Genomic DNA, 21,654 nt, shown 5'->3' on the forward strand with positions numbered 1-21,654 from the left:
ATAAAAGGGGGTGAGATTGACAATGAAAAATAATGATCGATTTATGAAAATAGTTAGTATTCCTACTCCTTTATATGAATCATTATTAGGTCAATATTTTGTTGGGCAAACCGAATTAATTACCTTAAAAAAAGGAAGAAATGCGTGGGGAAGCTTAAGTAATCCTAAATATTCTAATGTGGATTTGTTTGTAAATGCGTTTACCATTACTAATTATTCTAAACAACCTATTCTGGCTGAAATTTGGTTTAATGCAATACCTCCTGGGGATTCAATGATTTCTAAAAATGTAACGCCTACTAATACAGCCATTTATCCACCACCAAATCCAGACGTTAAAATTGAATTTGCTGAACTTGTTGAAGGGCACCCCTATAAAGGAGTAAATGCGTTTAAACGAATTGTTCCACCACAAAGTACTTTAGTAAGCGATGAAGATGGAAAATTTATTTTTCCATCTGGTGAATCATTTGTAATTTTTTTAGTTACACAGGACAATGAATGTATAGAGGCTGAGATAGCATTTGGGTGGTTTGAAAAAATGAAAAAATACCATTAAATAATAAGGATATTGTTAGTAGAATATAATTTATAGTGATATTAATTAGTTAGAAAAAAGAAGCTAAAGCTCTCAAATATCTATTGAGAACTTTAGCTGCTGTATTATTGACTAGTTAAAGCATTTTTTCGAATCTATCAATGGCTTTATTAAATTCATTGTGAGTTTCTGTTACAACTTTCTTCAAATCATGTGTAATATTATCGACCTTTTCCGTATCACTTTCTATAGTCATTACATTATATTCGATATTTCGAAGTGCATTATCAACATTCAGTGCTAATTTTCGTACCTCTTCTGCTACGACTTTAAATCCGCGACCTTTTTCACCAACACGTGCAGCCTCTATTGCGGCATTCAGTGCTAGGACATTTGTTTGTTTAGCGATAGTATGAATCACTTTTACAGTATCTCTAATTGCGTCAACTTCTTTGGCAAGTGATGCTACGGCTTTTATGTTTTCTTCTGAATTGGATACAACAATTTCTACTAACTCCTGAGGCATACTTTTTAGTTTAGCAATAATCTCTAAAGTATTGAATTCTCGATTTGTAATATCTGTTGAAATTTTTAATATGGAACTTACCTTATTATTGTCATTGAAAATGGGGAGGTAAGTTGCTTCAAGCCATATAGAATCGTTCATTTTACTTATTCTTTCAATTTTTCCTTCATATTTTTCTCCATTTAATAAACCTTGCCATAGGAGATGATAGTCTGGGCTTTGTATAAAATCCGGTTTACAAAACTTTTCATGACCCATCCCAATAACTTCATCCACCTGATATCCTAGAACCTCTGCAAATTTTTTATTAGCCCAAATCACTTTTCTATTCAAGTTAAACTCTACAAGGGCTAAATTTTTTTTCATTGAATCTACAATTGCATTTTCATTCATATGTTTTGTCTGAATATTCATATTTTCAAATCCTTATATTAGGTAGCTAAGCTAAATTTAATTCATACTTAATGATTATTAGATATGCAACATTACTTTTTCACTAGGTTTGTTATTGAGTTCCGTATTAAAGAGATCTATTTTAGGTAAAGGTTTCACTGCTAATTGTGCTAGACCATGCTTTTGTAGAATTCCATTAGAAGTAATACGTGCAGACTCCAAGATAATCGGTAAACCACTTCCTGGATGTGTACCACCTCCAACTAACCAGCTATTTTTTAATTCTTCAAATTTATTGTGAGGGCGGAATGTCAGCATCTGTGTAAGCTGATGACCTAGGTTAAAAGTTGCTCCTTTATATACACCTAAATTCTCTTCCCAATTTTTCGGTGAAATTATGTGTTCTTCTTCAATGTATTGCTCTAGATTTTCAATGCTAAGTTTGTCCTCAATTAACCCAATTAGCATGTTACGATAATCTTGTTCACAGGTATCCCACTCAATATGACTGAAATTATTAGGTACTGGTGCTAATACATATAGCGTAGATTTCCCTTGTGGGGCAACTGTCGGATCTGTTACAACTGCATTTTGAATGTAGATAGATGGATCATCCGACAACAATTTATGGTTAGTAATTTCTTCAACATTTTTTCGGTAATTTTTTGCAAACCAGATCGTATGATGGGGCAAATCAAATTTTTTATTGACACCTAGATAAAGCATAAAAGTAGAGCAAGAGTATTTTTTCTTCTCTAACTTTTCTTTAGTGTATTTTTTTAGAACACCAGGCTCGACTAAGTGAGTCATCGCATGACCAAAATCACTATTTATTATTACTTCATTAGATGCTATTTTTTCGCCATTATCTAAAATGACACCCTTTACCTTTCGATCATCCAACCAGAGCTTTGAAACGCCACAGTTCGTGTAGATCTCTCCACCATTTTCTCGTACAACCTTTGCCATTGCCTGTGTTAACTTATTAATGCCACCTGTAATGTGGTAAACACCATAAGCATGCTCAATAAAAGATAGAATGGAAAATGCACCAGGACTTTCCCACGGAGACATGCCTAAGTATTTTGCTTGGAAAGTAAAGGCAAGTTGTAATTCCTCTTGCTTGTAAAATCGTGAAAGCGTATCGATTAAAGATCTACCGATTTCAAGCTCACCCAATGCCTTTAAAACTTTTGGGTGTAGTAAATCTGTATAACGGTTCATGCTTGCTTGCAATACAGGTACTAACGCTTCTAATTTGTGATTAGTTTCCTTCATATATTTTTCAAAAGAGCCCTCATTGCCTGGAAATAGTTCATTTATCTGACGAATCATTTCCTCACGATCACGAGTCATTTTAATGCGCTTATCGTGAAAAATTAATTCATACATTGGATCTAGGTTTACTAGATCTATATAATTATGTATATTTTTACCGGCAAGCTCGAATATTTCTTCAATAATATAAAACATATTTAAAAATGTGGGGCCCATATCAAATTTATATTCTCCTAGCTTTATTTCACTTGTTCTACCACCAATATAGGGTTGTTTCTCGTAAACTTTGACATTAAATCCTTTAGCGCTAAGCAGCATTGCCGACGCTAAACCACCTGGACCAGCTCCTATAACAATAATCTCCTTTTTCATTGTGAAAAACCTCCGTATCTGCTATTTAGTCTTATAACACTACCTGTATTGAGTCATGATTTATAAATAGATAAAAATATTTATTTGTTGTACAAAAGTTATACAGTGATTATACAATTAGTGTACAAAAATGTGCAAACTATATATTCTTGAAATTTAAAAAATTATTTTATGGCTATTGCGTGCAAAAAAAAATCATAGACAAAAGCATGTGTAACCAATGCTTTCATCCATGATATTCTCGTTGAACTTCTCAATAAAATAGATTGTAAGAACAATGCCTTATTTAAACAGGGATAGCAGTATTAATAAACTTTTTAACTTTTGCTTATAGTACTAGTTCTAACCAAAACGTTAAACTCCTACTAAAAATAAATGTTATTTAGAGTGAGAGTTATTTATAACTTCATCAATAGTACTGGCAATAGCAATTGAATGTAAGGAATGTGTTTTTAAATACTCTTCAGAGCCAGCACCCCCCATATAAAATCGAATAGCAGGATGTTTTGCAGCGAAGTCATCTAATTGCTGAATGCTAGTAGGGTATAACTCAAATGGCCTTGTAGTCATAGCAGATAATAGAACCACCTTTGGTTTAAAATGTATGATTAAAGATTCAATTGCCCCAACAGCTGGAGAACTGCCAACAAGGAATGATCGCCAACCAGCCATCATTGCTTGCAACAATAAAATATGAAGTTGAACTTCATGATGCTCCCCTGGTAAGCATGCTCCCATTATAAGTGGTGCATCCTCTTTAGAGTGGTAATTCCTTCTTAATTGTACTAAATAATCTCTAACAATCATTGTAGTAACAGATTCTTGATACTCGGTCCATACCTGTTTTTCCCATAATCTTCCTACCTCTTGTAAGAAAGGAATAATCACATGAGATAGAAATTTTGCTAATCCTAATGAATGATTTGCTTGTTGCAGGAGTCGATTAAGTTCTACTTCATTGCAAAGTCTTCCTTCTTCCAATAAAAGATTACAGAAATGATCTACATTGTCGCTTTTGGTCAACACTGTGGGGGTAACTGCCTCTAAAACATTTTGATTGCTAAGTACAATTGTCACTGCTTGTTTTATAGAATAGCCTTGGTTCGAAAGGCTAAGTACTTTTAAATATAGCTGCACATCCTTTTCACTATAAACACGGTGTCCATTTTCTAATCTTTTGGGATGAACAAGTTGGTAGCGCTCTTCCCATTTACGTATCACTTGTTTGGAAAGTCCTGTGATTTCAGATACCTGCGTAATATTATATTGCCAATCTGTTGGTGTCATTATTTCCCTGCCTTTCTATAGCTATTAATATTCATGATTGTGAGTATTTGTGTGCCGTAGTGCTCTATCCGAAACCTTACAACTTTTCATATTATAATATAGATATTTAAAAGTTGTACAACAATTGTATAACTAGAGTGGTTGAATATTGAATAACAGGAAAATAAGGGTGGGGAAATTAATGAGACAATTTGTTGGTTTTTTCTTCCATACCATAATGAGTAGGCTATACGATTTTATAGATAAGCTAATGGCTTTAAATAATTTATTAATGTTATGTAAGCGGAGTAATTATAAGTTGGAATGGGTAATGAATATATTGAATTAGATGATGTAAATGAGAGGGGGAAAGAACATGAAATGGCTTGCACTCATAAGTTATTTCGCCATGGTTATTATTAATGGACTAGCTAGCACGGTGGGGATTAATGGGAAAAAGACAGGTGAAATTTCTAATCAGGTAGATGTATTGTTTATTCCAGCAGGCTATGTTTTTAGTATTTGGGGCTTGATTTATTTTTTATTATTCATTTGGCTTGTACAACAATTTCGGTCTTCAACTACTAATCGTATAAATAGCAATCTGGGTCTCTTTGTAATCACTGCATTTTTAAATATCGCATGGTTGTTGAGCTGGCATTATGAATTGTTTATAACGTCCATTGTTATTATGGTCGGCTTATTGGTTCATATAATTTTTCTGTATGTAAGTTACCCGAAAGAGGATAATCGTTTTTCAGGGAGACTTCCATTTTCTGTATATTTAGGGTGGATTAGTGTGGCGTTGATGGCTAATATTAGCTTTGTGCTTAAATATTATGAGTGGGATGGGTTTGGGCTCTCGGAGGAAATATGGGCACAGTTATTACTTATTCTTGCGACTGTGCTAGCTGCTTTTATACGTGTTTATAAGCAAGATGTATTTTTTCCATTAGTAATTATCTGGGCTTTTATAGGAATCGCTATCAAGAATGGAGAAGATGCAGGGAGTATTTTCTATATGCCATTTATATATAGTTTGTTCCTGGTAATTTGGATTTTCATTGGAAGGCCTAAAAGAATATAGTTAAAGTATCTATAATATTTGATAGAAAGCGTGCTTTGAAAAGAAAATTTATTTATAAAGAAACCCAAACTAATGAAGTGTTATGAGCTTCTGTGTAGTTTGGGTTTTTGGTAAAGATAGGTGACCTTTCATCCAATTCTTCTTATCCAATGATTAAAATGTATTCACTTTTTTGAATGTAGAAATAATGGAAATATAAAGGGAATGAGCTCTTTTTGTCGAATCTTCTTATGATGAAAGGAGTAATCAAGTTTTGCTTGTCACAAATTATTTTTATGATCTACCAGAAGAGACCAAAGAATCTATTTATTTATATGAATATAATCTTATATTGAGTAAAGAAGTTGAAATCATTCAATTACATCGAAAACGGTCAATTGTTTATGAAATGAAAAACAAAGGAATTATATTGAAAAAATTTTTATCTGAAGGAAAAGGGGATAACGATATTTACGCATTGTTGGAGTTAAACAGTAGTCCTTATTTTCCTAAAATTTATGCATATAAAAAAAGAGAGTTTTTATTTGTAGAAAAAGTGAATGGTAAAACTTTATCACAGGTTTTAAAAGAAGGTATAACTAACAACGAATTAAAAGAAATTGTTTTGAAAATGATTGAAGCAAAAAAAGATATGATGAATGTAGACAGATACGATTTTGATTTTAAATTTGAACATATATACTGGGATACGGAAAATAGCACTTTGAAATGGATTGATTTGGGGGCGTGTGTAAAAAACCCAATAGGATATTCTGAAGAAGAAAAAAAGAAACGAATTGAATATTGCATTAACCAAGTCAAACAACAATTTGCTAAATATGGGTATAGTTTGTTGGATAATTTAGAGGGGTTATAACTAACTATTGATTTCATTTTGTATCCTAGTTTAATTGAACATATTAAGTATGCATGCTAATTGTAATCGAATCTTTCGATTTATTTTATCGAAATAATCATCTTTATCGATTTGTGAAATCATAATAAGCTATTGATATACGGGGACACTAGTTAAAACTTTAAGGAAGTAGGGATACTAAATGTCAATAGCAGTTATTTACGGTGGCAATCGGTCGAATGGGAATGTAGAGACTTTAACAAAATTAGCCACTCAAGGCCTAATGATTGAAGAAATTTATCTAAAGGACTGTGTTATTCAGCCAATAATCGATAAGCGTCATGCTGCGGAAGGTTTCACAGATGTCAGCGATGATTATAACGCCGTCATTGACCGTATTCTTCCACATGATATTCTTATTTTTTCTACGCCTATTTATTGGTATAGCATGACAGGAATAATGAAGAATTTTATTGATCGATGGTCGCAAACTTTAAGGGATCCAGATTATCCTGATTTTAAGGCCCTGATGTCTTCTAAAAAAGCATATGTCATTGCAGTTGGTGGAGATGAGCCTTATATAAAGGGGTTACCAATGATTCAGCAGTTTCAACATATTTTTGATTTTGTTGGGATAACCTTTGAGGGATATATTCTAGGAGAAGGAAACAAGCCAGGCGAGATCCTTCAAGATCTAAAAGCATTGTCTGCAGCTGATCATCTTAGAAAAGACTTACAATAAGTCGACCTTATTGCCTTTAGATGATATTGACTATTTTTATAGCACAATACAATGAAACGAATTTGGAGGAAAGAAGTCTCCAAATTCGTTTCTCTTTATATGATAAAAGGTTCTTTTGATGTTAGATATTTACTTGCGCTATTGGTAAATGAAGCCATCTCTTTCTTTCAGCTACAAACTAGTGTATATTGGATTTTATTATCGAAAAGGGTGAATGTTTCAATAAAAACTATCGAAGAAATAGATGAAGGGGTTCAAGTGATGGATATTAAGCAGCTTCAAACGTTTTTTACAGCAGCTGAAACATTAAGCTTTACACAGACAGCCCAGCTTCTTGACTACGCTCAATCGAGTATTACAGCTCAGATAAAAACATTAGAACAAGAGTTAGGTGTTCATCTTTTTGAGCGGCTTGGCAAGCGTATTATTCTCACAGAAGAGGGCAAGCGTCTACAGCATTATGCAAAAAAAATGCTTGAGCTAGACCGTGAAATGAAAAAAGCTATATCCAACGAGCAGGAGCAAGTCCTATTGAAGGTAGGGGCACAGGAAAGTCAGTGTGTCTATCGACTACCAAGTATTTTACAGCAATTTCAACAAGCACACCCGCAAGTGAAAATCATTTTCAAGCCTGTGCATACAACAGCTATTGCAAAGGATTTATTACAAGCTGGTAAACTTGATATTGCATTGATAACGGACACTTATCAGGAAACAGCCATGCTCAAGCGAGAGCGATTGATTCAGGAACAGCTTGTTTTTGTGAGTGCCCCCAAAGAAATTAGTCAGCCTCTATCGGCTCAACAAATTTCAACTGAAACGATGTTGTTAACAGAAACAGGGTGCTCCTATCGTAATCATTTAGAAGCACAGCTACAGCAAGAGGGTGTCAATCCCTTACAAATGATTGAATTCGCCAGTATTGAAGCAATCAAGCAATGTGTGATGGCAGGGTTAGGTATTACATTTTTACCTAAAATGGTTGTAGAGAAGGAGCTGGAAAGTGGGCAATTAATGGAAGTACCGTCCACAATTGATTTAGCGCCAATTTATACAGATATTGCATGGCATAAAGATAAGCATATGCATCTCTGTCTCGAAGATTTTATTGCCATCGCCAAACATAGCTATGAAGCTTTTAAGGATGAAAAAAGAGCCTGAATGATTCAGACTCTGTTACAAATTATTGCTGCTTGAGGGTACCCGAAAAATTGGTGCCTTCATTACGTTCAGCACGACAATCAATCTCGGACACCTTTAGGGCATTATTAGATAAACGTTCAAACTCGACAACACAACGATTGCCATTCGAGGATGTATTCATAAGGGCTTTCGTATTGCTTGTAATTGTGGCTGTGCCATTTACACTACCAGAAGCGGAGCCATCATTCGCCGTTAAAGCAATAGAAAAGCTCTTGTTTGTGGCATTGGAGATTATAGCATCACGGCGGTTAAACTCATTTGTACCCTTACCCCATTTGTAGTAATAAGTATACACACCTTCCCATGCGCTTTTACTAGGAGTAGCCTGCTGTAATGATTTGTCGAGCTGATTTTGAGCATTTTTTGCCCTATTATTTAAGGATACGTTGTTGGCATTCTCATGAATTGCTTGTGCATCCGCTGAAATTTCATAATAATTTCGTTCGTCCATACGATAGAGCATCGTAACAACTTGCGCACGGGTCATGTTGCTTGTCACGCCATAAAACTTTTGTAAATTACGCTCTTCATACTGTGGATTTAGCCCGGAAGAAATATAGGTATCAAGTAAAAATTGAATAGATTGATCTAAGCCCTTCTTACCGCTAGCTAAATGAGCAATAGCCTGTGCCACTACACCACGCTTCACAGTAGCCGCTCGGATTCGGTTATCGAAATAGCCATTTAAAGGGACCCCATAGCTTGCGAGCTGGTTATAGAAATCATCCGACCAATTTGCCGAAGGCGTTTGCTTTTTTAATTCGTCGATGGGCGTTTCGAGCTCATAAAAATTGGCTAATAATTTTGCTAATTGCTGTTCAGTAATGGTAGCATTCGGTTTAAATGTACCGTCTGTAAAGCCATTAACAATATCATATTCTTCTGCCCATAAAATAGCTTCATATGCATAATGATCCTTTGATACGTCCCGAAAGCCAGCAGCTTGTACATTGCCTGCACTAGCTATAATCAGAATAGAAAATAATAATGTACCTATTAATTTTTTCATTTGTTGTCTTCATCCTTTCTTGCTCGCTTTAGTAATAGTTTGCAGGAAATGGATAAAAACTGCAAATTTTTCTAGTGAAAAAATAATCGCTGCCCTTTGTCGGGTAGCGATTATTTTAAACGTCGTTATTGGGCTGTGTAGCCACCATCTACTGTTAATGTGTTCCCTGTCATAAACGTTGAATCGTCACATGCCATAAATAAAACAGCTTTCGCCATTTCCTCTGGTTTTCCTAGTCGTTGCATAGGTGTGATTTGACGTAATGGCTCCTTACTTTCTTCTGGGATAATTGGTGTATCAATAAAGCCTGGACATAGGGCATTGACACGAATCCCTCGCGTAGCAAATTCTAATGCTAATGAACGTGTTAAATTAATCACGCCTCCTTTTGCTGCATTATAAGCAGCTGATCCTGGCGAGCCAACCCAACCATACATCGAAGCTGTATTAACGATTGTACCACCATTCGCTTTTAGCATTTCTTTGATGGCAGCCTGCGCCATTAAAAATACACCATCTAAGTCTACATTTACAGTTTGACGCCATTCCGCATAAGGAAGCTCCTCAGTTGGCGTAACACGACCAATCCCTGCATTATTAAAAAGGACATCGACTTTGCCAAATGCCTCAATAGTTGTTTGATAAATAGCTGCTACTTCCTGTTCATCCGTTACGTTTGCTTTGATAAACATGGCTTCTGCTCCTGTTGCCTGTAGTTCAGCTGCAAATGCTTGGCCTTTTTCCTCATTTAGGTCCACAAGCACCACTTTTGCACCTTCTGCTACAAATAATTGGGCTGTTGCAGCACCGATACCAGAAGCACCACCTGTAATAATTGCGACTTTATCTTGTAATTTCCCCATACATGACACTCCCTTAAACAAACTTTTTTCTTGCACACTGTGTAAATCACGGTGTACTTTTATTGTAAAACGCCTGAAAACGGAAACAATCATTAATGTCGTAGTAAATATCTAACTAGTAGACATATGTGCCTGAAATGTCTAAAAGGGGGAAGTAAAATTGCCAAAATGGACACAAAGACAAGAAAGAACCCGCCGTCATTTTTATGAAGCGTTTGTCGATTTAATGAAACAACATGGTTTTCAAGCCATTACAGTGAAGGATATTGTAGAACGAGCGGGCTATAACCGTAGTACCTTTTATGTGCATTTTCAAGATAAATTTGAACTAGCAGAGAATTTGCTAGAACAAATGATGAATGGTCTGGAAGTGGCAGTAGGTGAACCCTACCTATATGGAGAAAAGGTATACACGACAAAATTGAAAGCACCATCCTTTAATATTATTCATTACATTTATAAGCACCGTTTGTTTTTCGAGCTGCTGAATGTGGAAGATACGATTCCTGGGTTGCACACCCGTATGCCCTTAACGATCACAAAAATTTATCAAGAGCAATTTAAATTTGAGACGATCAATCAGCAGCCTGTCAACATGAACATGTTCAAACATTATACTTCCTACGGCTTTTATGGATTGATGATGCAATGGATTGCAAGCGGCTATGAAAAATCAGAAGAAGCTTTAATCAAGGATATTATTGAATTAACAAAAACACATATTTATGCATTTGAATTTATAGGAAAGTCGCTGGAAAAAGAAAGATGAAAGTATATTAACATAAATCTATGTATTTTTATAAAAAATCTCTAATGTCTGCATTAGGGATTTTTTTGTTTGGGCTAAACTAATTTTTTTATAAGAAAAAAATTTTTTTAAAGAAATTTTCATAAAGTAGTTGAATTTTCTTTGTATTAAGCATATATTTTTCCTAAGGGAAACAAAATATCTCCAAAGAAAGAAGAGTGCGTGAATGAAAGATTTAGGTGATTTCAAGCTGACGATTCTTCCAATGGCCATTTTAATTATTTTAGCAATCGTATGGAAACTGACCGATTCAGTAGGCGCAGGTATGATGTTAATCCTTTTCTGGATGAGCTGGCGCCAGCTTATCAGGAAAATGAATATAAATTAAGGTATTGTGTGGAAAAAGTTGGGATATTAGTTGTATACGACTAGGGCGGGCATGACAAACGATTTACGGCTTGTCCGCCGATTGGTTACTTCGTAGTTTAGGCACTTTTTTCTAACAATTGCTTAAAAAAGAGAAAGTTGAGGTAGGAAAATGAAACAATGGTTAGGTGTGGTGATATTATCACTCTCATTTCTATTATTTGGCTGTTCAGCAGAAACAGAGGGTGAAAAAGAAGGCATTGTGGTTGCAACCACAGGACAAATTGCAGATGCGATTAAAGAAATCAGTGGTGATCATTTACAGGTATCAGCATTGATGGGTCCAGGCGTAGATCCCCATCTCTACAAGGCGACTCAAAGTGATTTATCGAAATTGTATAAAGCAGAAGTCATTTTTTATAATGGCTTACATTTAGAAGGACAAATGCTCGATATCTTTGAACAAATGGCGAAGGATAAAACGGTCTTGGCAGTGGGCGAGACATTAGATGAAAAGCAACTGCTTGCCAGTGATACGGATGCCATGCTCCATGATCCACATATTTGGTTTGATGTTGAGCTTTGGAAAGGTGTTGTCAAGGCAATCAGTACGCAGCTTCAGGAAGAATACCCTGAATTTAAAGAAGATTTTCAAACAAATGAAGCAGCTTACTTGAAAAAGCTGGATGATTTACAAAGCTACGCAGAAAAACGTGTGAATGAAATACCACAGCAACAAAGAATATTAGTAACGGCTCATGATGCATTCAATTACTTTGGCAGAAGTCAGGGATTTGAAGTACGTGGCTTGCAAGGGCTGAGTACGGATTCAGAGTATGGTGTGAAGGATGTTCAGGAGATGGTTGATTTCTTAGTAGAAAATAAGATTAAGGCTCTTTTTATAGAATCCAGTGTGTCCGATAAGGCAATGAAAGCTGTTATTGAAGGGGCTAAGGAGAAAGGTCACGACATTGTCATCGGTGGAGAATTATTCTCAGATGCTATGGGAGCTGAAGGAACAACAGAAGGTACGTATATAGGTATGTATCAACATAACATCGACACAATCGTCGATGCATTAAAGTAGGTGAAGAATATGTATGCATTAACAGTGGAAAATCTATCAGTGGCGTATGATAAAAAAACAGTATTAGAAAATGCCTGTGTAACAGTGCCTACAGGCCATTTAGCTGCCATTATTGGCCCAAATGGTGCAGGGAAATCCACATTTTTAAAGGCCATTTTAAATCAGCTTCCTAATAAAGTAGGAAAGGTAGAAATTTTAGGGAAGGTGTTTGAGCCAAAGAGTTTAGTCGTAGGCTATGTGCCTCAGCGTAATGCGGTGGATTGGGATTTCCCAACAAATGCGTTGGATGTGGTGCTCATGGGGCGTTATGGCCATACAGGCTTATTTAAAAGAACGTCTAAGCAGGATAAAATTGTTGCTCGACAAGCTTTAGCAAGTGTTGGGATGCAGGATTTTGCAGAGCGTTCCATCGGGCAGCTTTCAGGAGGCCAGCAACAACGTGTATTCCTAGCTAGAGCCCTTGCACAAAATGCAGATATATATTTTTTAGATGAACCATTTGCAGGAGTAGATGCTGCGACAGAAAAAACGATTATTGATATTTTAAAGGATTTAAAGGCACAGGGAAAAAGTATTTTTGTTGTGCATCACGATCTTCAAACCGTCAAAGAATACTTTGACTATACAATTCTATTAAACAAAACGATTTTAGCATCAGGCGCAACGGAAGATGTTTTTACACCAGAGCAATTACAAAAAACATATGGTGGTAAACTTTTCATGATGCAGCATGTGTAAGGAGGGACATAATGTTAAGCGGTAACTTATTGTGGGTACTGAGTGGAACGATGTTACTTGGCATTGCAGCAGGCATCACAGGCACGTTCTCCTTCTTACAGAAACAAAGTCTAGTTGGGGATGCTGCTGCGCATGCAGCATTACCAGGTATTGCCCTTGCGTTCCTGCTAACAGGTCAAAAGGAATTGCCAATTTTAATGCTAGGAGCGGGCATTACATCTGCATTATCTGTGTATTGTATTCAATGGATTGTGTCATTTTCAAAAATGAAGGCTGACGCTGCCATTGGATTAGTCCTCACCGTATTTTTTGGTGTTGGTGTTGTATTTTTAACAGTGGTCAACCGTAGCCCACTGGGGAATCAGAGCGGTCTGAATAATTTTATCTTCGGTAAAGCAGCGACGATGACCAAGGCAGATTTAATGTGGCTCTTTATTAGTGCAACCATCATTATTGTAGTTAGTCTCTTGCTTTATAAGGAATGGAAGCTACTGATCTTTGATCCTGTTTATGCAAAAGGGATTGGCTTACCGATAGAGGCTTTAAAGGCAACATTAACGGTTTTAATTGTTATGACAATTGTTACAGGTATACAAGCTGTTGGCGTTATTTTAATGTCAGCTCTATTAATTATTCCTGCTGCCAGTGCCAAGCTATGGACAAAAAAATTGAGCACAATGCTCATTTTAAGTGCTGCGATTGGAGGTATCGCTGGCATAACAGGAACCTTTATTAGTGCAATTCGAACAGGGTTATCGACGGGTCCGATAATTGTCTTAGTGGCAGCAGGTATATTCTTTATTTCGTATTTTATAAGTCCAACTGGTCAAATTAGTAAATATCGTAGGAAAATGCAATTTCGAAAGCAGGGTGATGTAGGATGATCGAATTTTGGGTTGTATTCACGGGACTGTTAGTTGGGGTAACTTGTGGAATTGCAGGTGTCTTCCTCATCTTGCGTAGAATGTCCATGATTGCAGATGCGATCAGTCATACAGTGCTCTTTGGCATTGTGATGGCTTACCTTATTACCCAAACGTTGAATGGTTTTTGGATGTTGGTAGGTGCTGCGTTTGCAGGGATTTTAACAGCCTATCTTGTGCAATTATTACATTCTTCTGGTATTCAAGAAGACGCAGCGATAGGCGTAGTGTTTACATCTCTGTTTGCAGCAGGTGTTCTCCTCATCACCTTATTTGCAGGCAATGTGCACTTAGATGTTGAGCATGTTTTAATGGGAGAAATTGCTTTTGTTCCTTGGGATAAATGGACATTGCTTGGGCTGGCAATGCCTAAGGCAGTATGGATGCTCTTACTCGTCCTCGTCATTAATATTGCGTTCCTACTCCTATTCTTTAAAGAAATGAAGCTTGCAACGTTTGACCCTGTGTATGCAGCAACCATTGGCATTCCCGTTGTCTTTCTTCATTATAGCTTTATGACATCGATTTCGTTTACAACAGTGGCAGCTTTTGATAGTGTAGGGGCCATTTTAGTGGTTGCCATGTTGATTGGGCCAGCTGCTACCTCCTATTTAATCAGCAAAACGATTAAGCAAATGTTCGTCTATAGTATGCTCTTTGGAGCTGCTGCTTCCGTCATTGGCTATTATTTAGCGAAATTTTGGGATACCTCTATAGCAGGTATGATGGCAACAACAGTCGGCTTCATTTTTATCGTGACGTTCATCTGTCAAAAAATCGTTGAGCGTAGAAAAAAAGTACTTGTTCATAAACTAGAAACTTCTTAATGAAAAACGTCGTTTGATACGCCCATCAAACGATGTTTTTTCTTTTGAGGACAAGTTCAAACTTTTGAATGAGTACTACTTCTAGGAAAAATAGTATACTCGTTAAGATAAACTAGAAAGAGAAAGAATAGTAGCATCTAGCAAATTTTTCTATATTGTTATGTACGAATATTTAAAATTTTGTTACGATAAATTTTATGATAGCAACAAGGAGAACAGCATGTGGAGAAATCGAAACGTATGGATTATTTTATTTGGTGAATTTGTCGTAGGTCTCGGCTTATGGGCTGGCATTATTGGCAATTTAGCCTTTATGCAAGAGGTAGTACCTTCTGACTTTCACAAATCATTAATTATTTCTTGTGGTATTTTAGCAGGCTTAGTCGTTGGTCCAATGGCAGGGCGTATCATTGACCAATCGAAGAAAAAAACGGTTGTCCAGTTGGCGAGTATCGGACGCATCATCAGTGTTTTATTTATGTTTATCGCACTTTATACTAATTATGTCATTTGGATGATTCTATTTTTAATCACACTGCAAATAGCAGCAGCATTTTATATGCCTGCCTTGCAATCTATTATTCCCATGATTGCGAAGGAACAGGATTTAATTACATTAAATGCTTGGCAAATGAATGCGAGAACCATTTCAAGGATCATCGGTACAGCCGCTGCCGGGTTTATGCTCAGTTTTTTTGAGTTAAAATGGTTATATATTATTTCATTTATTGTCTATTTAGGCATGTTTGTCATTACTAGTTTATTGCAATTGGATGAAGCATCTACTGAAACGATGACAAACAAAGAAAAAGGGAATTTTAAAGAAGTGTTACCGATGATCAAAGAGCATCCAGTCGTCTTGATGACGCTTGTCTTAATGTTAATTCCTACATTATTTTTAGGCTCTTTTAATTTAGTGATTATGAAAATATCTGAAATTCATCAATCTACCACAATTTCAGGATTATTGTATACGGTGGAAGGTATCGGATTTATGCTTGGTGCAGCTGGTTTGAAAATGATTGCTGACCGTGTACAAATGGGTACACTGCTTTTTTCATTAGCCTTTATTATAGGCTCAATGGAGCTCCTATTATTACTTGCAGAGACTCCATTTTTCGCTTTAGTGGCATTTGGCGTTTTTGGCTTTTCAGTTGGCTGTTTTTTCCCAACGACAATGGTAATTTTCCAAAAACAAGTACCCAAACAGTTTCATGGACGCTTTTTCTCATTCCGCAACATGATTGATTCCGTCGTCTTTCAAATCGTGCTTTTATCGACAGGTATGATGCTAGATTTAATTGGTTTAAGTGGTATGGGACTTGTTTTCGGAATCATAAGCTTAAGTTTAACCACTACTTTCTTATTTTACGCAAAGAAAAAGAATGTCGTTATGCATGCACATTAATATCATGTCCTTTATGCATGACACCAATTGGGGCATACGATAGAGGTATAAAAAGATGGTAGCATAGGAAAGGAACTGTCTAGATGGAGACGGTTCCTTCTTCATTAATTCAAGTAATCTTGTTTGATATACATAGAGAAAGAAGGTTGAAAAATGGTTGAAAAATCTCAAGAGTCAATTGCGTCCTATATTGAGTCACCAGAAAAACTAAAAAACCTATATAGGCGTGTACTGATAGTTGTTAGCTTATCCCAAATTTTTGGAGGAGCTGGACTTGCGGCGGGTATTACGGTAGGCGCTCTACTGGCACAACAAATGCTTGGAACGGATGCCTATGCGGGTGTACCCTCTGCATTATTTACGTTAGGCTCTGCGGGTGCAGCTTTCATTGTAGGAAAACTATCACAGCGTTATGGTCGCCGCATAGGCTTATCAACAGGTTTTATAGTGGGTGGACTTGGTGCAATAGGTGTAGTCCTTGCTACTTTAATGAATAGTATTGTGTTATTGTTTGCCTCTCTATTAATCTATGGAGCTGGTACGGCAACTAATTTACAGGCACGTTACGCTGGGACAGATTTAGCCAATAATAAGCAACGTGCTACGGCGATTAGTACAACCATGCTTATGACCACGTTTGGTGCTGTTTTAGGTCCGAATTTAGTAGAATGGATGGGAAAAGTGGCGCTGTCTATCGGTATTCCAGCTCTAGCGGGTCCATTTCTATTATCTGCTTTGGCCTTTATTATGGCGGGGCTTGTATTGTTTACTATGTTGCGTCCTGACCCGCTAGAAATAGCGAAAGCCATAGAGGCACATAAGCAAAAAATGAACAAAGAAAATCAAACACCATCCATGCCTATATCTAGCAATAAAAGAGGCCTAGCGGTAGGAGCAACAGTTATGGTCCTGACACAAATTGTCATGGTGGCCATCATGACAATGACACCTGTACATATGAAACATCATGGACATGGATTAGCCGAGGTTGGTATTGTGATAGGGTTTCATGTAGGTGCTATGTATCTGCCATCACTTGTCACAGGTATTCTTGTTGATAAAATCGGACGTACGGCAATGAGTATAGCTTCAGGTATTACGTTGCTACTCGCTGGCGTAGTGGCTGCATTTGCACCAAGCGATTCAATGGTGTTACTCATTGTGGCACTTTCTTTACTGGGATTAGGTTGGAACTTTGGCTTAATTAGTGGAACTGCTCAAATTGTTGATGCGACGGAGCCTTCTACCCGTGCAAAAACACAGGGGAAGATGGATGTTTTTGTGGCATTGGCAGGTGCATCAGGTGGTGCGCTATCAGGTATGGTAGTGGCGAATTCAAGCTATGCAGTGTTGTCCTTAGCAGGAGGGCTATTGTCGTTAGTATTGATTCCTGTTGTCATTTGGTCTAGGAGAGCAGCTTAAAAAGGAGAAGGGGAAATTGGACTCTAAGCTAATTATTATTCGAGGAAATTCAGGTAGTGGGAAAACGACAATTGCAAAGAAACTTCAGCATCATCTTGGACATGGTACACTTTTGATTGCGCAAGATGTTGTCCGACGTGATATGTTAAAGGTGCATGATCGAGAAGGCAATCTTTCTATTGAATTAATTCGTCAAATCGCAGAGTATGGTAAAGGTCGTTGTGAAGTTGTCATTGTAGAAGGAATATTATATGCCAGTCGTTATGGAGCTATGTTAAAGGATTTAATCCACTTCTATGATCAGAAGGCCAATACTTATTATTTTGATTTATCTTTTGAGGAAACCGTTATTCGTCATCATTCTAGCTCCAAAAAAAATGACTTCGGGGAAGATTCTTTACGTGCTTGGTGGAATCCGCATGATTATCTTGGGGTGGATGGTGAAACGCTGCTGACGGAAGAGATGTCACAGGATGATTTATTAAAATTAATGGTAAAGCAAATGTAGAAGTAACAAAAAACTTACCCTTTCTTAGGGTAAGTTTTTTCATAGTGTTGAAAAATTTCCGTGCAGGTTACATGCTTTCCTCTGGGCGAACACAGCTCCGTTTAGAGGTTACCTGTATCGCTATTCAAGAAGATTCAAGTAGCCTTCCACTCCAACCCATTAAAATGTTTCTTTTTTAGAAAAAATTTTCAAATAAAACAAAGGTGTTCACTACTCTTTATGGCGAGGGTAGTCACTCATCACTTCTCCACATTGGAAATAATCAACCTCTCGCCTTTTATAATTACCTTTATGGCGTGGACAGCACATTTTTTCAATTGGAACTATTTTATTGAATAAGCGTTACAATATTAAATCGTTAGAAAGCAAAGAGTAGGTACATATGTGAATTTAATAACAGAAAAATTAATCATGATTGCTTTATTTATTTTAATCATTCATGCGATTGAAACGCTTGCATATGCAGTTCGTTTATCAGGAGCACGTGTCAAATTACTAGCTTCGGCTTTATCTCTTTTTAATGTAATGGTCATGGTGTCGAGGTTAGCCAATATGATGCAACAACCATTCACAGGGAGCCTTGTTGATACAGCACCTACGGATAATGCCATGACATTTGTAGAACATCAATTTCGACTAATTATTGGAGCGGCTTCGCTTGGAACAATAGTAGGAATCTTACTTATTCCCACCTTTGTAGCCATTTTTTCAAGAGCTATCGTTCATTTGGCTGAGGAAAGAGGTTCAATCCCGGCTTTATTGAAAAAGGGCTTTACATTTGACTATGTAAGACGGGGGATTAAGCATATTCATACACCCAATTTTAGTTATTTAAAAGGCATTCGTCTACAGGATATACCGATTAAATTATTTGTTATCAATATTGTTATTACAGCTATCTATACGATTGGTGTTTTATCTGCATTGTATGCCACATTATTAGTACCAGAATTAAAGACTACTGCTGTTATGGCATCTGGATTAATTAATGGCATTGCAACAATACTATTAATCCTATTCATTGACCCGAAAATATCCATTCTAGCAGATGATGTGATCAATAAGAGAGGAAGCTATCTAGACCTGAAAAGAATGTCTGTTATGATGATGTTCTCCAGATTTTTAGGAACCATTGTGGCACAGTTACTATTGATTCCAGGTGCTCATTACGTTGCATGGTTTGCAAAGTTAATTGCTTGATTAGAACCACTTCCTTTATGTTTTTAGGAAGTGGTTTTTTAGGCTACAGCAATTAATCGTGAGGTGTGGTAGGGGAGAAGTAAAGAAACTATATAGTATAATGTGGGTGAATAATAGATTCGAAAAGAGGGGAACGAATGTATGCCGACGATACTTGTTGCGGATGATGATGCGAACATTCGTGAACTTGTTTGCCTTTTTCTGCGCAAAGACGGGTTCACTACAATGGAGGCAGGAGATGGTAAAGAAGCATTAGCCATCTACGGCTCAACACCTATTGATCTTGTTGTACTAGATATTATGATGCCAACGATGGATGGCTGGACACTATGTAAGGAGCTCCGCAAAACGAATACGGATCTTCCTCTCCTGATGCTGACTGCAAGAGGGGAAACATGGGAAAAAGTGAAGGGCTTTGAGCTTGGAACAGATGATTATTTAACAAAACCATTTGATCCGTTAGAGCTAACTGTACGTGTAAAGGCACTTTTGAAGCGCTACAGGATTGGCCATTCGCAGACCATTCAACTTGGTCAAGTCACGCTGGACCGTCAGACCTATAAAATTATGAGAGGAAAAGATGTTATTTCACTACCGCTCAAGGAATTTGAATTATTATATAAGCTTGCCGAAACACCTGGACAAGTCTATACAAGAGAACAACTGATCGATCAAATTTGGGGGATTGATTATGCGGGAGATAATCGAACCATCGATGTACATATTAAGCGCCTGCGTGAGCGCTTCAACACCATCACTGATTTTCATATCGACACAATAAGGGGTCTGGGCTATAGGCTTGAGGTTGAGGAATGATTAAATCTTTATATACTCGCGTCGTTTTAATCTTTCTAGTTGCTGTCATTGGGGGAACGGTTATCTCTTTTTTCATGGCAACATGGGTATTTAAAGATAAATTAAATGAAAACTTACAAATCCCCTTATTAAATTTTGGACAAGACATGGTACAAATTTTTAACACATTGCCATATCATGAAGCCGATCGTTTTATACGTGATATGCATCAGCTTGAATCCTATCATGTTCGCATTTATGAAGAAACAGGGCAGTTTACAGCTTACGGAAAGCTTCATGGCAATCAGTTAGCCCCTGTAACAATGGAACAAGTACAAGCTGTACTGGATGGAGAGGTCATTCAAGTAATTCCAAGTGGTATTTCATCCATACTTGTCGGCATACCTCTAACAACTGAAATGGGAACGAGAGCGATGTTTATCCAAACGATTGCTTTACCTTCAACCTCCTTTTCCATCAAGTTGATTCTAAATTTTGCTACTTATGCCCTTGTTATTGGAAGCGTTGTGTTTTTAGTTGCAGCGATGTTTTTAGTCAAGCCAATCAAAAAACTAACACAAGCCACTAAACATATTGCTGGTGGTGATTTCAATGTCGAATTAAATATTAAGCAATCAGGGGAGTTAGGTACGTTGGCTAAAAGCTTTGAAGATATGGCGGAGGAGTTACAGCAGCTAGAGCAAATGAGGAGAGATTTTGTATCGAATGTGTCCCATGAGGTGCAGTCTCCACTTACCTCCATTTCTGGTTACGCATTGGCACTGAAACAAGTTGATGTAACGGATGACGAGAAAAACCGTTATCTTGATATCATCATTTCGGAGGCCAATCGAATGTCTAAGATGAGTGATAGCCTTTTAAAGCTGAGCTTACTAGAATCAAAGACACAGCCAATGCATCTCGATACGTTCAGTCTAGATGAACAAATTAGACGTGTCATTGTCTCCCTCCAGCCTCAATGGTCCTCTCGCAATATTGATTTTGAGCTCCAGTTGAAGGCTGTTCGCCTCATGGCTGATTACGATCAATTACATCAGGTATGGACAAATATTCTTACGAATAGTATTAAATTTTCAAGTCCTAATGATACGATTGAGATCAGCATGAAGCAAAGTGCAAATCATGTGATAGTCCGAATAACGGATAGAGGCATTGGGATTTCTTTAGAGGATCAGCAACGTATATTCGAACGGTTTTTCAAGGCCGATCGTTCCCATAGTCACAAGTATGAAGGAAGTGGGATGGGGCTTGCTATCGTGAAGCAAATCGTTTTACTACATCGAGGAGAAATTGAAGTCGAGAGTGAGCTTGGGCATGGAACGACAATGATTGTCAAATTACCTATTACCTTAAATTAAAGAGAGCATGTTACGACTCCTATACAGATGTCGTAACATTTTTTTGTTGTTCATCTTGTGTTCATATTGTCGTCATTCGGAAGACATCTCTCTCCTTTATTGTTGCACTAACAGCTCAAAAGTAGCTGGAATAATCGTAGT

Annotated in this window: 22 protein-coding genes; 17 read left to right on the forward strand and 5 right to left on the reverse strand. The window is 37.0% G+C overall.

Annotated features, from left to right (window positions below; all coding sequences use genetic code 11):
- Positions 1-22: 22 nt before the first annotated feature.
- A complete protein-coding gene (locus ACMGGO_RS08810) occupies positions 23-559 on the forward strand; it encodes a DUF6143 family protein (RefSeq protein ID WP_004230683.1) in 537 nt (178 codons plus the stop codon).
- Between the two features lie 115 nt (positions 560-674).
- Here ACMGGO_RS08810 and ACMGGO_RS08815 read toward each other — a convergent pair whose 3' ends face one another.
- The 3 genes from ACMGGO_RS08815 to ACMGGO_RS08825 form a co-directional block, all read right to left on the reverse strand.
- Positions 675-1,478: a methyl-accepting chemotaxis protein gene (locus ACMGGO_RS08815; protein WP_004230681.1), complete on the reverse strand. Its 804-nt coding sequence runs from the start codon at positions 1,476-1,478 to the stop codon at positions 675-677.
- A 57-nt stretch (positions 1,479-1,535) separates the two neighbouring features.
- Positions 1,536-3,107 (reverse strand): phytoene desaturase family protein, encoded by a 1,572-nt coding sequence (locus ACMGGO_RS08820; RefSeq protein ID WP_420281794.1) that lies wholly within the window; start codon positions 3,105-3,107, stop codon positions 1,536-1,538.
- A 378-nt stretch (positions 3,108-3,485) separates the two neighbouring features.
- A complete protein-coding gene (locus ACMGGO_RS08825; RefSeq protein WP_054550455.1) occupies positions 3,486-4,394 on the reverse strand; it encodes a MerR family transcriptional regulator in 909 nt (302 codons plus the stop codon).
- Positions 4,395-4,749: 355 nt separating this feature from the next.
- On the opposite strand from ACMGGO_RS08825, the gene ACMGGO_RS08830 reads away from it, so the two are divergent.
- The 4 genes from ACMGGO_RS08830 (at position 4,750) to ACMGGO_RS08845 (ending at position 8,198) form a co-directional block, all read left to right on the forward strand.
- Entirely contained in the window at positions 4,750-5,460 is a 711-nt protein-coding gene (locus ACMGGO_RS08830; RefSeq protein WP_420281795.1) for a TspO/MBR family protein, read from the forward strand.
- A gap of 253 nt (positions 5,461-5,713) precedes the next feature.
- Positions 5,714-6,316, forward strand: coding sequence for a hypothetical protein (locus ACMGGO_RS08835; RefSeq protein ID WP_054550453.1), 603 nt, complete (start codon positions 5,714-5,716; stop codon positions 6,314-6,316).
- Between the two features lie 181 nt (positions 6,317-6,497).
- Positions 6,498-7,037: a flavodoxin family protein gene (locus ACMGGO_RS08840; protein ID WP_420281796.1), complete on the forward strand. Its 540-nt coding sequence runs from the start codon at positions 6,498-6,500 to the stop codon at positions 7,035-7,037.
- Between the two features lie 261 nt (positions 7,038-7,298).
- On the forward strand, positions 7,299-8,198 hold the full coding sequence (locus tag ACMGGO_RS08845; RefSeq protein ID WP_420281797.1) for a LysR family transcriptional regulator: 900 nt from the start codon (positions 7,299-7,301) through the stop codon (positions 8,196-8,198).
- Positions 8,199-8,220: 22 nt separating this feature from the next.
- Here ACMGGO_RS08845 and ACMGGO_RS08850 read toward each other — a convergent pair whose 3' ends face one another.
- Together ACMGGO_RS08850 and ACMGGO_RS08855 are read right to left on the reverse strand one after the other, a co-directional pair.
- Positions 8,221-9,249: an S-layer homology domain-containing protein gene (locus tag ACMGGO_RS08850; RefSeq protein WP_054550451.1), complete on the reverse strand. Its 1,029-nt coding sequence runs from the start codon at positions 9,247-9,249 to the stop codon at positions 8,221-8,223.
- 125 nt (positions 9,250-9,374) lie between these two features.
- Positions 9,375-10,112 (reverse strand): SDR family NAD(P)-dependent oxidoreductase, encoded by a 738-nt coding sequence (locus ACMGGO_RS08855; protein WP_349531846.1) that lies wholly within the window; start codon positions 10,110-10,112, stop codon positions 9,375-9,377.
- Between the two features lie 160 nt (positions 10,113-10,272).
- Here ACMGGO_RS08855 and ACMGGO_RS08860 point away from each other — a divergent pair, with 160 nt between their 5' ends.
- The 12 genes from ACMGGO_RS08860 (at position 10,273) to ACMGGO_RS08915 (ending at position 21,513) form a co-directional block, all read left to right on the forward strand.
- Complete coding sequence (locus ACMGGO_RS08860) at positions 10,273-10,881, forward strand: TetR/AcrR family transcriptional regulator (protein ID WP_420281798.1); 609 nt, start codon at positions 10,273-10,275, stop codon at positions 10,879-10,881.
- Positions 10,882-11,086: 205 nt separating this feature from the next.
- Positions 11,087-11,248 (forward strand): hypothetical protein, encoded by a 162-nt coding sequence (locus ACMGGO_RS08865; RefSeq protein ID WP_004230657.1) that lies wholly within the window; start codon positions 11,087-11,089, stop codon positions 11,246-11,248.
- 150 nt (positions 11,249-11,398) lie between these two features.
- Positions 11,399-12,313 carry a metal ABC transporter solute-binding protein, Zn/Mn family gene (locus ACMGGO_RS08870; protein ID WP_420281799.1) on the forward strand — a complete coding sequence of 305 codons (915 nt, stop codon included), beginning with the start codon at positions 11,399-11,401 and terminating at the stop codon, positions 12,311-12,313.
- 9 nt (positions 12,314-12,322) lie between these two features.
- Positions 12,323-13,051: a metal ABC transporter ATP-binding protein gene (locus ACMGGO_RS08875; protein WP_420281800.1), complete on the forward strand. Its 729-nt coding sequence runs from the start codon at positions 12,323-12,325 to the stop codon at positions 13,049-13,051.
- An 11-nt stretch (positions 13,052-13,062) separates the two neighbouring features.
- A complete protein-coding gene (locus ACMGGO_RS08880) occupies positions 13,063-13,935 on the forward strand; it encodes a metal ABC transporter permease (protein ID WP_420281801.1) in 873 nt (290 codons plus the stop codon).
- The gene (locus ACMGGO_RS08885) at positions 13,932-14,801 is read left to right on the forward strand and encodes a metal ABC transporter permease (protein ID WP_420281802.1); all 870 of its coding nucleotides are present in this window, start codon (positions 13,932-13,934) and stop codon (positions 14,799-14,801) included. Before ACMGGO_RS08880 ends, ACMGGO_RS08885 begins: the two co-directional genes overlap by 4 nt.
- A 220-nt stretch (positions 14,802-15,021) precedes the next feature.
- Positions 15,022-16,209, forward strand: coding sequence for an MFS transporter (locus ACMGGO_RS08890; RefSeq protein WP_420281803.1), 1,188 nt, complete (start codon positions 15,022-15,024; stop codon positions 16,207-16,209).
- 153 nt (positions 16,210-16,362) lie between these two features.
- Positions 16,363-17,631, forward strand: a complete 1,269-nt coding sequence (locus ACMGGO_RS08895) for an MFS transporter (protein ID WP_112118420.1) — start codon at positions 16,363-16,365, stop codon at positions 17,629-17,631.
- Between the two features lie 16 nt (positions 17,632-17,647).
- On the forward strand, positions 17,648-18,139 hold the full coding sequence (locus tag ACMGGO_RS08900) for a kinase (protein ID WP_420281804.1): 492 nt from the start codon (positions 17,648-17,650) through the stop codon (positions 18,137-18,139).
- Positions 18,140-18,550: 411 nt separating this feature from the next.
- Positions 18,551-19,339 carry a lipid II flippase Amj family protein gene (locus ACMGGO_RS08905; RefSeq protein ID WP_054550492.1) on the forward strand — a complete coding sequence of 263 codons (789 nt, stop codon included), beginning with the start codon at positions 18,551-18,553 and terminating at the stop codon, positions 19,337-19,339.
- Positions 19,340-19,480: 141 nt separating this feature from the next.
- The gene (locus ACMGGO_RS08910) at positions 19,481-20,155 is read left to right on the forward strand and encodes a response regulator transcription factor (protein WP_112118421.1); all 675 of its coding nucleotides are present in this window, start codon (positions 19,481-19,483) and stop codon (positions 20,153-20,155) included.
- Complete coding sequence (locus ACMGGO_RS08915; protein ID WP_054550443.1) at positions 20,152-21,513, forward strand: sensor histidine kinase; 1,362 nt, start codon at positions 20,152-20,154, stop codon at positions 21,511-21,513. Before ACMGGO_RS08910 ends, ACMGGO_RS08915 begins: the two co-directional genes overlap by 4 nt.
- The last annotated feature ends 141 nt before the right edge of the window (positions 21,514-21,654 follow it).

Source organism: Lysinibacillus sp. BNK-21, assembly GCF_048684915.1.
Taxonomy (GTDB): Bacteria; Bacillota; Bacilli; order Bacillales_A; family Planococcaceae; genus Lysinibacillus; species Lysinibacillus capsici.